The sequence below is a fragment of the Sphingomonas sp. RS2018 genome (assembly GCF_054489605.1).
This window is the reverse complement of sequence record NZ_JBTMWL010000003.1, coordinates 177,655-190,814: the sequence shown is the minus strand read 5'-3', so window position 1 is coordinate 190,814 and position 13,160 is coordinate 177,655. Positions and strand designations below refer to the sequence as shown.

Genomic DNA, 13,160 nt, shown 5'->3' with positions numbered 1-13,160 from the left:
CTCCCCCAGACCCTTCGGTCTTCGGAGGACAGCTTAGAGGGTCGTTACCGGGTTACAACCGGTCTCCGCCCGCCACGACGTTCATGCGAAGTCGGGATAGCGATCGAAGGTCGGCAACTCGTGCGCGGTCGCCATCCAGCCGATCCGCTCGGCGACCTGGATATGCGCCTCCAATGGGATCGCATCGGGATCGTCGAGCGTCGCGGTCTGGACGTCGATCATGCCGGGGAAGATCGCTTCGTTGGTGTAGAACAGGCCCGACCCACAGGTGGCGCAGAAGTGGCGGCGGCCATGTTCGGACGAGGCGTAGACGCGCGGTTCGCCGGTGATCGTCACGGCGTCCGCCGGCGCCAGAGCCCAGGCCACCGCCGGCGCCCCCGCCGCGCGGCGGCAGTCGGCGCAATGACATAGCGCATGGCGCACGTCGGCGGGCATTTCGTAGCGGATCGCGCCGCAATGACATTGGCCGGACAGCATGGCTTCAACCTCCCCAGACGAGTCGAGTTGTTCTTTAAATGTTCCTTCAGCCCATGTCTATCTCTGGGGTGGTCGCCCACCCCGCCTTACAACACGTAACGGCTCAAGTCGGTGTTGCGCGCGATGCCGGCCAGTTGCGAGTCCACATAGGCCGCATCGACCGTCACGGTCGTGCCGGGCCGATCCTCGGCGTTGAAGCTCACCTCCTCCAGCAGCTTCTCCATGACCGTCTGCAACCGGCGGGCGCCGATGTTCTCGATCTCGGCATTCACCTCCGCCGCGATGCGCGCGACGGCGCGGATGCCGTCGGGGGTGAAATCGACGCTGACGCCTTCGGTCGCGATCAGCGCCTTGTACTGCTCGGGCAGCGACGCCTTCGTATCGCTGAGGATCGCGACGAAATCATCCTCGCTCAGTCCCTTCAGCTCGACGCGGATCGGCAGGCGCCCCTGTAGTTCGGGCAGCAGGTCGCTCGGCTTGGCGACATGGAACGCACCGCTGGCGATGAAGAGGATGTGGTCGGTCTTCATCGGCCCGTATTTGGTGGCGACCGTCGTGCCCTCGATCAGCGGCAGCAAGTCGCGCTGCACGCCCTCGCGGCTCACCGATCCGCCGCGCACGTCGCTGACCGCGATCTTGTCGATCTCGTCGAGGAAGACGATGCCGTTCGCCTCCGCATCCGCCAGCGCGACGCGGCTGACCTCGTCCTGGTCGAGCCGCTTGTCGGCCTCCTCCTCGACCAGCTTGGCCCAGGCGGAATGAACGTTCATCTTGCGGCGCTTCAATTGCGGCCCGCCGAAGCCCTTCATGATCTCGCCGAGGTTTATCATCTGCGGCGCACCACCAGGGATCTCGAACGGGGTGGCCGGCGCCGCCTCCAGCTCGATCTCGATCTCCTTGTCGTCGAGATGGCCTTCGTTCAGCCGCTGGCGGAAGGCTTCGCGCGTCGCCTGCGAACTGTCCTTGCCGGTCAGCGCATCGAGCAGCCGCGTCATCGCCGCGGCCTCCGCCTTGTCCTTCACCGCGGCGCGGCGGCGTTCCTTTTCCAGCCGGATCGCCTCCTCGACCAGATCGCGCGCGATCTGCTCGACGTCGCGACCGACATAGCCGACCTCGGTGAACTTGGTCGCCTCCACCTTCACGAACGGCGCGTCGGCAAGCTTGGCGAGACGGCGGCTGATCTCGGTCTTGCCGCACCCCGTCGGGCCGATCATCAGTATGTTCTTCGGGCTGACCTCGTCGCGCAGGTCCGGCGACAGCTGCTGTCGGCGCCAGCGGTTGCGCATCGCCACGGCGACCGCGCGCTTCGCGTCCGCCTGTCCGATGATGTGCGCGTCGAGCGCGGCGACGATGGCTTTGGGAGTGAGGGTGTCGTTCATCTTTCACTTCTTTGATGCCCTCTCCCGCTTGCGGGAGAGGTACGGAGACTTGGCAGCGTGCTGCCTAGTCGAAGTCGGTGAGGGCTCTGACGCTGGAGAACAGGCCCTCACCCAACCCTCTCCCGCAAACGGGAGAGGGCTAAGAACTGCTCTCCAGCACCTCGATCGTCGTGCGATCGTTGGTGTAGACGCACAGGTCGGCGGCGATGCCCATCGCCTTCTTCGCCAGCGTTTCGGCATCCGGCTCGTAATCGGTAAGCGCGCGGGCAGCGGCGAGCGCGAAGTTACCGCCCGATCCGATCGCGGCGATGCCGGCCTCGGGCTCCAGCACGTCGCCGTTGCCGGTGACGACCAACGTCACATCCTTGTCGGCGACGATCAGCATCGCCTCCAGGTTGCGCAGGAACTTGTCAGTGCGCCAGTCCTTGGCAAGCTCGACCGCAGCGCGCAGCAGCTGGCCCTGATGCCGCTCCAGCTTTGCCTCCAGCCGCTCGAACAGCGTGAAGGCGTCGGCAGTCGCGCCAGCAAACCCGGCGATGACTTTGCCGTCGCCCAGCGGTCGCACCTTGCGGGCATTGGGTTTCATGACGGTCGGCCCCTGCGAGACCTGTCCGTCACCGATGATGACGACCTTGCCGCCCCTGCGCACGCTGAGGATCGTGGTGCCGTGCCACACCATATCTTTGCTCATGCGCCGCATATGGGGAGCGCCGCCCGCCGCTATCAAGGGCGGGGGCAACGCCACGTCGTCAGACGAAGCCGGCGATGCCGGCTCCGCTGCCCGACGTGGCGAGTCGGCGATCTGCTGGCGCAGATCGCTCGCCGCCCGCTCCTCAATCGACGCCTTTGGCTTTCGTCCACGCCCGCGCCACGGTGTAGCCGAGATAGCCGGTAACGAAGAGCGCGTAGAGCGGCTCCGGGATGCCGGCGAGATAGGCGTTCATGCCTTTCGCAATCCCAGCGGCCATCTCCGGCCGCACCGCCGCGATCAGGCCCATCGGGATCGACCACAGCAGCAGCGCGTACATGACATAGAGGAAGGACGGGCGCGCCCGGCTGGTCCACGGGTCGGCCGACTGTGCCTCCGCCAGCACCGCCGCCATCTGCGCCTTGATCCGCTCCATCTCCTGACCGCCCTCCAGCTTCAGCAGTTCGAGCTTCGCCATGTCGCGCGCCTTGGGGTCCGGGATGATGCGGTCGAGCAGGCTTGCGACCGGGCCGATGATGCCGTCGAGCACGCTCATGCCGCGACCTCCCCATCGGCGCGAATGTCGAGAAAGTTGAGACGTGCGGCGGGTCTCGGCGAACCGATCCGGTTGGCGATCCAGCCATACAGGAAAGCCTCGTTCGCCGGCCGCGTTTCGGCGAGATGGATGTAGCGTTCGCCCTGCAACGCCTCGATCGCCTTCAACAGCACCGGCTCGCCACCTGGTGCGCGACGCTTCAGATAGGCGGTGAGCGCGGCGAGCGTCGCCGGCCCGATCTTTCCGTCCTGCGCGACGTCGGCGAAATCGCTCTGACCGCGGTTGAGCGCATTGAGCGCGCGTTGCAGAAAGCCTGTTGCGACCGCCGGTCCCATGTTCACGCCGGTATCGAACAGTTCGGCGGCGACCAGCGATGCGTGATTGGCGATGCGGTCGTACGACGGGCGCAGCCAGTACATTCGGCGATAGATGGAAACGGCGGTCGCGCGCGGGAATTGGCGCATGTCGCCCGAATAGCCATGGGCTCGAGCGACGCGTTCGGTCACCCCCCAGCGGGTCGGACCACCGCGGTCGGCGGGGTGGTCGCTATAGCCGCCCTCGCGGCCGATGACGTCGTCGATGAGTGTGGTGATGTCCATGCTGCCCTCCTGTTAGAGGGCAGCGCATATAACCATACCGGTTCGTGTAGGACAGGTGGGACGGAGTGCCGGGCACTCCGTCCCAATCAGCTTAGATCAACGGCACCGCACGTTGTTGCGGGCGTTGCTGCGTTCTGCCGATTGGCCCAGCGCCGCACCCGCGGCACCGCCGAGCAGAGCGCCCAGCAGGCCGGAATTGCCCGGTGCGATCGCCGCACCCAGCGCACCACCAGCCAGACCGCCGACGATCAGGCCGGTCGTGCCGTCGTTGCGGCGGCAATAATAGCGTCCGTCGCGGCCGACATAGACGCGATCGTTGTTCGACAGCTGGCGCTCACGATAGCGGCGATTGTCGACGTAATATTGGTCGGCGTAATAGCCGTTCACGCTGGGATCGGGGCGATCGTAGTCGTAGCGCGAATAGCCCGAATAACGGGGATCTGGGCCGTAGTCGCCATAGGACGAGCAACCGGCGAGAAGCGTTGCGGCGGCAACGCCGGCAAGAGCCAGGGTACGCATGGGAAGTGTCTCCTCTACTGTCCCCATGCAATGCGCGGAGGCCGAGAAGGTTGCGCTGGCGTCACGTGTTCTTAGGGCGACTGCGTCCCGGTCCTGCGAACACTATTCCCGCACCAGCATCATCACCGCCTGCGGCCGGTCCAGCCCGCTCGCCACCACGCGATAGCTACCGGGCGTCAGCGCGAAGCGGACGATCTTGCGAATGCCCGAACAGTCGGGGCCATGGCCGTGCGCGACCGAGACGAGCGGCGTGCGATCGCCGGCGCGGTAGACGTCGAGCCACCCCTTCTGGTCCAGCGCGACGCCGTACGTCGCGGCGGTCTTGATGGTGACGCCGGTCAGCGCCATCCGCCCCTTGGCCTCGGGATAGGGGATGTCGGCCAGGCGCACCGTCGCCGGGTCCATCGACGGCACGGTGACCGCCTTCATCGTGGCGAGATCGTCGCCCTTCTGTAGCCAGCCAGCGAGCGCGGGCTGCAGGGCTGCAGGGGTGGCGGGACAGGCGGGCGCGGCGGCGGTCTGGAGCAGGAGAGCGGCGATGAACATGGGCTACGCTAGCCGCGCTTCATGTCCTTGGGAATATAGAGGATCACGTCGTGCGGCGCGCCTGGCAGGCGGATTGGGCGGTCGGCGACGAGCCCGAGCTTCGTCAGCACCGAGATCGACGGGGCGTTGTCGGCGTTGACGATCGCGACGACGGGCGCGATCCTGCGCGCCGCCGCCCAGTCGAGCACCGCGCGGGCGGCTTCAAACGCATAGCCGCACCCGCGCCCGGCGGGCAGCAGGGCATAGCCGATATCGACATGCTCCAGCCCGTCGCGCCGCACCAGCCCGGCGGTCCCGACCCACGCGCCGCTCGCCCGCTCGATCACCGCCAGCATCCCGAAGCCGTTGCTGGCATAGGCGGTCGCATATCGCTCGGTAATGGCGGTCGCCGCATCCTCTACCGTCCGCATGCCACGGTCGCCGATGTTGGCGATAAACGCCGGATCGGTCTGGAGCGCGAGGACGTACGGCGCATCGGCCACGTCGATATGGCGCAGGATCAGGCGGTCGGTTTCGAGGATGATCATGGCGCACCTTCCTATCGCGGGGGCTTTCGCGAGTCGCGCCGAATCCCGATATGGCTCCCATGTCCTCCCGCGCCCGCGTCATCGTGATGAACTCCGCGCTCGGCCCGCTCGACTATCGCGTGCCGCAGGGCATGGCGGCCGAGCCGGGGTCGATCGTCGTCGCACCGCTGGGCCCGCGCCAGCTGCTCGGCGTGGTGTGGGAAGAGGATCGGCTGAAGACCGAGCATGTGGGCGACAACCGGCTGCGCAATCTGATGGGCGTGGCCGACGTGCCGCCGATCCCCGCGCCCTTGCGCCGGCTGGTCGAGTGGACGGCGGACTATTACCTCGCGCCGCTGGCCGCCGTGCTGCGCATGACGATGCCGTCGTCGTCGGCGCTGGAGGGGCAGAAGCTGGTCGTCGAATATCGCGCGACCGGCGTGGTGCCGGAGCGGATGACGGCGCAGCGCAAGCAGGCGCTGGAGCGCATCGGCGACCGGCAGGGACTGGTGCGCGAACTGGCGACGATCGCCGATGTGAGCGACGCAGTGATCCGTGGCCTCATCAAGATCGGTGCGATCGAGGGCGTCGAGGTGGATGTCGACGCGCCCTTTCCCGAACCCGACCCCGATTTCGGCGCGCCCGAACTGTCCGCCGATCAGGGCTATGCCGCCGGCATCATCCAGGGCGCGGTGGCGGCGGGGGCGTTCGAGCCCTTCCTGCTCGACGGCGTCACCGGATCGGGCAAGACCGAGGTGTATCTGGAAGGCGTCGCCGAGACGATCCGGCGCGGCGAGCAGGCGTTGATCCTGCTGCCCGAGATCGCGCTGACCGAACCGTTCCTGAAGCGCTTCCATGCGAGGTTCGGCGTCGAGCCGGTCGCATGGCATTCGGGCCTGCGATCGTCGCAACGCCGCCGCGCGTGGCGCGCGATCGCCAGCGGTCAGGCGAAGGTGACGGTCGGCGCCCGCTCCGCGCTGTTCCTGCCCTATGCGAAACTGGGCCTGATCGTCGTCGACGAGGCGCATGAGACTTCGTTCAAGCAGGAGGACGGTGTCCACTATCACGCCCGCGACGTCGCGGTGATGCGCGGACGGTTCGAGGGCTGCCCGGTGGTGCTGGCGAGCGCCACCCCCGCGATCGAGACGCGCGCGCAGGTCGAGGCGGGGCGGTATCGCGAGCTGAAGCTGCCGGGCCGCTATGGCGCCGCGCAGATGCCCGCGATCGAGGCGATCGACCTGATCGCCGACCCGCCCGAGCGCGGCCGCTGGATCGCGCCGAAATTGGTGAAGGCGATCGACGAGACGCTGGGCCGCGAGGAGCAGGTGCTGCTGTTCCTCAACCGCCGCGGCTATGCGCCGCTCACCTTGTGCCGCCACTGCGGCCATCGGTTCCAATGCCCGAATTGCACCGCATGGATGGTCGAGCATCGCCTCATCCACCGCCTCGCTTGCCACCACTGCGGCCACGCGATCCCCACCCCGCGCAAATGCCCGGAATGCGAGGAGGAGGAATCGCTGGTCGCTTGCGGCCCCGGCGTCGAGCGCATCGCCGACGAGGTCGCCGCGCTGTGGCCGGAGAAGAAGACCGCGATCGTCACCAGCGACACGATCTGGTCGCCGGCCAAGGCGGCGGAGTTCGTCGGGCGGATGGAGGCGGGCGAGATCGACATCGTCGTCGGCACGCAGCTGGTGACAAAGGGCTATCACTTTCCCAACCTGACGCTGGTCGGGGTGATCGACGCCGACCTGGGGCTGGAGGGCGGTGACCTGCGCGCCGCCGAACGGACGTTCCAGCAGATCATGCAGGTCGCCGGGCGCGCCGGGCGCGGCACCAAGCCCGGCCATGTCTTCATCCAGACACATGCACCCGGCGCGCGAGTGATGGAGGCGCTGGTCTCGGGCGATGCCGAGGCGTTCTACGCCGCCGAAACCGAGAGCCGCCGCGATGCCGATGCGCCGCCGTTCGGCCGCTTCGCCGCGATCGTGGTGTCGAGCGAGGACAAGGGTGCGGCGGACAGCGCCGCTCGGATGATCGCCCGCGCCGCGCCGGAGGTGGAGGGCATGGCCGTCTTCGGCCCCGCCCCCGCCCCCCTCGCCATGCTGCGCGGCCGCCACCGCTTCCGCCTGCTGGTCCATGCCAAGCGCAGTCTCGACGTGCAGGACGTGATCCGCGACTGGCTGGGCGCGCTGGAATGGAGTGCGAAGGTGCGGGTCGCGGTGGACGTGGACCCGTATAACTTCCTGTAGACGGCAGGCGGACTGTTCTTGGAGCAACGTGCTCCCGCGCAGGCGGGAGCCCAGGGCGATCAGCGATACAGGCGTGCACTGCTTGACCCTGGGTTCCCGCCTGCGCGGGAACACAAGGATTGCGTCAAGCGCGGACAAGCCCCACCGGCGCCCCGCTGAGACAATCCGTCCTAGGTGACTGTTAACCAGACCGCGCCTATGCGGAGGCCGTGCAGACGCTGCGTCGCCTGATCCTGACCGACGGTCGCCTGACGGCGCTGGTGCTGGCGTGCGTGCTCGCGATGAAGCTGCTCGTCCCCGGCGGCTGGATGGTGTCGAACGATCATGGCCGGATAGTCGTGACGATCTGTTCGGGCAGCGCGCCGAAGACGGTGGTGATGCCGATGCCGGGCATGGCGCATCATGATACCGGCGGCGATCACGGCAAGAGCGATGCGAAGCCCGATATGCCGTGCGCCTTCGCCGGCCTGTCGGCGGGCATGCTGGGCGGGGTCGATCCGGCACTGCTCGTCCTCGCGCTCGCGTTCGCGGCGATACTGGCGCTGCTGCCGGTCAGGCCTCGCGTCCGGCGCGCGCTGCTCCGGCTGCGACCACCGTTGCGCGGGCCACCGCTTCACCCTCGACTCCGCTGACGTTCGCCCGGCCGGTGACGACGGGCGCCTGCACCCGAAGGTCCGCGCCGATGCGCGCGGCCGGTCGAAGGTATTGCCATGTTCCCTATCTCCCGCGCCGTCGTCGGCGCGTCGTTATCCCTGCTCTCCCTGCCCGCCTCTGCCGAGGACGATCCGCAGGAGCGCGTGCCGATCGTCGTTGTCGGCGCGGCGCCGAAGACCGATGTCGCCAAGACGCCCGGCGGTGCCGACCTCGTCACCGCATCCGACTACGCCGACACGCTGGCCGTCTCGCTGCGCGATGCGCTCGCCTTCTCGCCCGGCGTCTATACGCAGCCGCGCTTCGGACAGGAGGTGAGGATTTCGATCCGCGGCTCCGGTATCAGCCGCGGTTTCCACATGCGCGGGCTGATGCTGTTGCAGGACGGGGTGCCGATCAACCTCGCCGACAACAATGGCGACTTTCAGGAATTCGACCCCGCTGTGTTCGAGAGCATCGCCGTCTATCGCGGCGGCAACGCGTTGCGCTTCGGCGGATCGACGCTGGGCGGCGCGATCAACGCGACGACGCCGACCGGGCGCAGCGCGCGGGGATATGATTTGCGGCTCGACGGCGGCAGCTTCGACACGCTGCGCGGCAAGGTCGCAGCCGGGTTCGCGGAGGCGCGCGGCGACGCCTATCTGGCGCTGACCGCCGACACGTCCGACGGCGACCGTGCGCACGCGCGGCGACGCGGGCTGCGGTTCAACGGCAACGTCGGGCTGCGGCTGGCGGACAGCATCGAGAACCGCACCTATGCCAGCATCGCCGACCTCGACCAGCGCCTGCCCGGCGCCCTGACCCGCGCGGTGGCGCTGAGCGATCCGGCCGCGGCGCAGGCGAGCGCGGTGAGCGGCGACCAGCAGCGCAACATCACTTCGATCCGGTTGCAGAACCGCACCACGGTCGATGTCGGCGCGGGAACGGTCGCGGTGGGCATCTTCCTGAACGACAAGCAGCTGTATCACCCGATCTTTCAGGTTATCGATCAGGCATCGACCGATTATGGCGCCTTCGTCCGCGCCGAGCTGTCGCGCGGCCCGGTGTCGGTCGCACTCGGCAGCACCGCGCGATTCGGGCATGTCGCCGCGAGGCAGTTCGTCAACGTCGCCGGCCGCCGCGGTGCACGTACGGCTGAGGCGTGGCAGCAGGCGCACACGATCGACAGCTATGGCGAACTGCGCGCCGAGGTGTTGCCGACGTTGTCGCTGATCGCGGGCGCGGTGCACACGCATGGCGAGCGGCGCGTGACCAACCGGCTCGCCCCGGCGCGGAGCGGTGCGGCGTCGTTCGACACGCTGTCGCCGAAACTCGGCGTGTTGCTGACGCCACGCGCCGACCTACAGTTCTATGCCAATTACAGTCGCTCGATCGAGCTACCCGGCTTCAGCGAGCTGAACCAGACGCCGTTCGCGGTCGGCGGCGTCGTCACGCCGGGCTTCGTCGCGATCGATCCGCAGCGGGCGTGGACCGCGGAGATCGGTACGCGCGGCACGATTGGGCCTGCAATGTGGGACGTCACGCTGTACCGCGCCGACATCCGCGGCGAGCTGCTGCAGTTTGACCAAGGCGTCGGCGTGCCCGCCGCCACCTTCAACGCGCGATCCACGCGGCATCAGGGGATCGAGGCGTCGCTGGACCTGACCCTCGCGCCGTGGCTGCGGCTGCGGCAGGCGTATCAGCTGAACGACTTCGCGTTTCGCGGCGACCGGCAGTTCGGCGACAACCGCCTGCCCGTCGTCGCGCGGCATCTGTATCGGGGGGAGGTGCGGGTGGGCACCGATGGCTTCAGCGTGGCTCCGACGATCGAGTGGGTACCGCAGGGTGCCTGGGCGGATTACGCCAACAGCGTACGAGCGCCGGGCTATGTCCTGTTTGGCGGCGGGGCGCGGGCGAAGATATCCGAGAGCGTCAGCGTCTTCGTCGACGCCCGCAATCTGACCGGCCGTCGCGCCATCGGCGACATATCGGCGGTCACCCGCGCGACTGCGGGGTCGGCGATCTATTATCCGGTCGAACGACGCGCGATCTACGCCGGCGTGCGGGCGCGCTACTGATGGCGCAGGATCCGTATCGCGCGGTGTGGCGCTGGCATTTCTGGGCGGGGCTGCTGGTGCTGCCGTTCCTCGCTTGGCTGGCGACGACCGGCGCGCTCTATCTCTACAAGGGTGAGATCGAGGAGCTGGTGTACGCGCGCTGGATGCACGTCGCGCCGGCCGGCGAGACATTGCCCATCGCGACGCTGACGGATCGCGTCGAGCGCGCGACCGGCGGTCGTGTAACACAAGTGACGCAACCCGCCCCGCCCGATGCGAGCTGGCGGATGACGCTGGTGCAGCCGGGCGGGGCGAAGCGCACCGCCTTCGTCGATCCGCACAACGGCGCCGTGCTGGGCACGACCGGCGCCGGCGGGATTGTCGCGACGATCCGCACCCTGCACAGCCTCGCCATCACCGGCCCGATCGGGAACGCCGCGATCGAGATCGTCGGCGGCTGGACGATCATATTGGTCGCGACCGGCTTCTACCTGTGGTGGCCGCGCCGGGGCGGCCGCGCGATCGCACTCCGCGGACCGCCAGCCAAACGCATGTTCTGGCGCGACCTGCACGCCTCGACCGGACTGATCGCGGGCGCGGTCGTGCTGTTCCTCGCGGTGTCGGGGATGCCGTGGAGCGTGGTCTGGGGGAAGTCTGTACAGGGCTGGATGACCGAACACGGCATCAACCGCCCCGCCGCGCCCGTCCCCGGCGGCGAGCACCGCGGGCATGACGTGGCCGCGACGCTGCCCTGGTCGATGCAGGCGGTGGCGCCGCCGATGTCGGGCCACGGGCAGATCGGCCCCGACGCGGCCGTTGCGGCCGCGGCGCGCGCCGGGCTGACCGCGCCCTTCACGCTGACCATGCCGACCGCGCCTGGCGCTCCCTATCTGGTCAGCGCCACGCTGACCCGCGCGCAGGACGCGCATGTCGTCTATGTCGACGCCGGCAACGGGCGCGTCCTCCAGAACGCTCGCTTCGGCGACTTCGGCAGCGGTGCGCGCACGGTCGAGTGGGCCGCGGCGGTGCACATGGGCCAGCAATATGGCGAGCCCAACCGGATGGTGATGCTGGGCGGCTGCATCGCCAGCCTGCTGCTGTGCGTCAGCGCCCCGGTGATGTGGTGGAAGCGCCGCCCGGCCGGTCGCATCAGTGCGCCGCGCGCGCGCAGCGGCGCCGGGCTGGTCGCGATCATGGCGGTGGCGGGGGTTGTCTTTCCGCTGACCGGCCTCACGATGGTCGCGGCGTGGGTTGTGGAGCGAGTGGTGGGCAGGACCGCCGTCCACAAGCGCCGTGTTCCCGCGCAGGCGGGAGCCTAGGGCAACAAGCGGATTCAATCGTAACCCCGGGCTCCCGCCTGCACGGGAGCACGACAGGCGCTTTGTCGTTCCACCGCCCTTCCCCCCACGCCGCGCGATCGTGTAGGCGGCTCGGCGATGCGCCTGATCCTCGCCCTGCTCGCGATCCTGTCCCTCACCGCGCCGGCGCGGGCCGACGACATCTCCGCCGCCGGGCGCGGGGTGGTGCGGATCGTGACGATCGCGGTCGCCGAGGACGAGGTGGTCGGCTTCGGTCACGGATCAGGCTTCGCCGTGTCGCCGACGCGCATCGTCACCAACGCGCACGTCGTCGAACTCGCGGCGCGCTATCCGGGCAACGTCGTTATCGGCGTGGTGCCGTCGGATGGTGATAAGTCGGTGCAGGGCCGGCTGATCGCGGTCGATACCGAGCGCGACCTCGCCCTGATCGAGGTCAGCGGCCTGCGCCTGTCACCGCTCGCTATCTATGCCGGTCCGGTGAGCGAAGGCGAGGCGATGGTGGCGCTCGGTTACCCCGGCAACGTCGATCTGGCGACCGCGCGTTCGGCGGCGGACTTCATCGCGCCGACATCGCCGGTGCGGTCGCAAGGGGTGTTCTCCGGCCGGCGCGGCCTGGCGGGCACCGACATGCTGCTCCACACCGCCAGCATCGCGCGCGGCAATTCGGGCGGGCCGCTGCTCGATATGTGCGGGCGGGTGCTGGGCGTGAACTCGGCGCTGACCCGCGGCGACGACGGCGATGCCAGCTTCGCGCTCGCCATCGCCGACACCGAACTGCTCGCCTTCCTGCGCGAGGCGAAGCAGCCGGTGGCGTCGGTCGGCACACCGTGCATGACGATGGCCGAGCGCCTCGCGGCGGACCGCCAAGCGGACGAGGACGCGCAGAACGCCACTGCCGTCGCAGCACGCGAAGCCGCGGCGAAGGCGACGGCGGCGCGCGAGGCGGCACTGGCCGAAGCGCGCGCGGACGCCGAGACGCGGCGCGAGAACTACATGGCGGGTGCCGCGCTGCTGCTTGTGCTCGGCGGACTGGCGCTCGGCGGCGCGGGGCTGCTGACCGGGCGCGGCGATCCGCGATGGCGCTGGGCGGCGGCGGGCGGCGGCGTGTTGATGGCCGCGGCGGTTGCGACCTTCCTGCTGCGGCCGGGGTTCGACGCGGCATCGGTGCCGGAAGGCAACGCCACCGCCGCCACCGCCACGAAGTCCGCGACCGGGCCCCTGCTCTGCCGCTTCGATGCCGCGCGCAGTCGCGTGACCGTGTCGCAGCCCACCGACACGCGGATCAGTTGGGGCGGCGACGGCTGCATCAACGGCCGCACCCAATATGCCGAGGACGGCCGCGGCGGCTACGAGCGCGTGCTGGTGCCCGATGGCGAATCGACCGTGTCCGTGCTCGCCTATCGCCCGACGACGCAGACCTATACCAACACCCGCTACTTCCTCGACGCCGCGCGCATGGCCGACGCGCGTCGCCTGCGCGGCGGCGTCGGTGTCAAGGTCTGCACCGACGACGGCGCCGCCCGCGCCAACCTCGCCGGCCAGCAGGCCGCGGTTCGCGCCGCCCTGCCCCCCGTCCCGAACGAGAAGCTGGTCTACAGCTGCCGGCCCGCCGGATGAAATTATCGCGCCCGCGGG

At 69.1% G+C, this 13,160-nt stretch carries 13 protein-coding genes; 5 read left to right on the top strand and 8 right to left on the bottom strand.

Annotated features, from left to right (window positions below):
- Nucleotides 1-81: 81 nt before the first annotated feature.
- The 8 genes from ACX40P_RS10200 to ACX40P_RS10165 all read right to left on the bottom strand — a co-directional run bounded on the left by ACX40P_RS10200 (nt 82) and on the right by ACX40P_RS10165 (nt 5,291).
- Nucleotides 82-477 (bottom strand): GFA family protein, encoded by a 396-nt coding sequence (locus tag ACX40P_RS10200; RefSeq protein WP_459126233.1) that lies wholly within the window; start codon nt 475-477, stop codon nt 82-84.
- Nucleotides 478-563: 86 nt separating this feature from the next.
- Entirely contained in the window at nt 564-1,856 is a 1,293-nt protein-coding gene (gene hslU / locus ACX40P_RS10195) for an ATP-dependent protease ATPase subunit HslU (RefSeq protein WP_459126232.1), read from the bottom strand.
- A gap of 139 nt (nt 1,857-1,995) precedes the next feature.
- Complete coding sequence (hslV, locus tag ACX40P_RS10190; protein ID WP_459126231.1) at nt 1,996-2,547, bottom strand: ATP-dependent protease subunit HslV; 552 nt, start codon at nt 2,545-2,547, stop codon at nt 1,996-1,998.
- 142 nt (nt 2,548-2,689) lie between these two features.
- Nucleotides 2,690-3,100, bottom strand: a complete 411-nt coding sequence (locus tag ACX40P_RS10185; protein WP_459126230.1) for a holin family protein — start codon at nt 3,098-3,100, stop codon at nt 2,690-2,692.
- A complete protein-coding gene (locus ACX40P_RS10180) occupies nt 3,097-3,699 on the bottom strand; it encodes a glycoside hydrolase family 108 protein (protein WP_459126229.1) in 603 nt (200 codons plus the stop codon). Before ACX40P_RS10180 ends, ACX40P_RS10185 begins: the two co-directional genes overlap by 4 nt.
- 96 nt (nt 3,700-3,795) lie before the next feature.
- Entirely contained in the window at nt 3,796-4,218 is a 423-nt protein-coding gene (locus ACX40P_RS10175; protein WP_459126228.1) for a glycine zipper 2TM domain-containing protein, read from the bottom strand.
- 102 nt (nt 4,219-4,320) lie between these two features.
- Nucleotides 4,321-4,764, bottom strand: coding sequence for a hypothetical protein (locus tag ACX40P_RS10170; protein ID WP_459126227.1), 444 nt, complete (start codon nt 4,762-4,764; stop codon nt 4,321-4,323).
- Between the two features lie 8 nt (nt 4,765-4,772).
- Nucleotides 4,773-5,291, bottom strand: coding sequence for a GNAT family N-acetyltransferase (locus tag ACX40P_RS10165; protein WP_459126226.1), 519 nt, complete (start codon nt 5,289-5,291; stop codon nt 4,773-4,775).
- A gap of 59 nt (nt 5,292-5,350) precedes the next feature.
- Here ACX40P_RS10165 and ACX40P_RS10160 point away from each other — a divergent pair, with 59 nt between their 5' ends.
- From ACX40P_RS10160 to ACX40P_RS10140, 5 genes are all read left to right on the top strand, one after another.
- A complete protein-coding gene (locus ACX40P_RS10160) occupies nt 5,351-7,519 on the top strand; it encodes a primosomal protein N' (protein WP_459126225.1) in 2,169 nt (722 codons plus the stop codon).
- 209 nt (nt 7,520-7,728) lie between these two features.
- A complete protein-coding gene (locus ACX40P_RS10155; RefSeq protein WP_459126224.1) occupies nt 7,729-8,151 on the top strand; it encodes a DUF2946 family protein in 423 nt (140 codons plus the stop codon).
- A gap of 78 nt (nt 8,152-8,229) precedes the next feature.
- On the top strand, nt 8,230-10,227 hold the full coding sequence (locus ACX40P_RS10150) for a TonB-dependent receptor family protein (protein ID WP_459126223.1): 1,998 nt from the start codon (nt 8,230-8,232) through the stop codon (nt 10,225-10,227).
- The gene (locus ACX40P_RS10145) at nt 10,227-11,525 is read left to right on the top strand and encodes a PepSY-associated TM helix domain-containing protein (protein ID WP_459126222.1); all 1,299 of its coding nucleotides are present in this window, start codon (nt 10,227-10,229) and stop codon (nt 11,523-11,525) included. The genes ACX40P_RS10150 and ACX40P_RS10145 overlap by 1 nt, the downstream gene beginning before the upstream one ends.
- Before the next feature lie 117 nt (nt 11,526-11,642).
- Nucleotides 11,643-13,142 (top strand): S1C family serine protease, encoded by a 1,500-nt coding sequence (locus tag ACX40P_RS10140; RefSeq protein WP_459126221.1) that lies wholly within the window; start codon nt 11,643-11,645, stop codon nt 13,140-13,142.
- Nucleotides 13,143-13,160 lie beyond the last annotated feature (18 nt).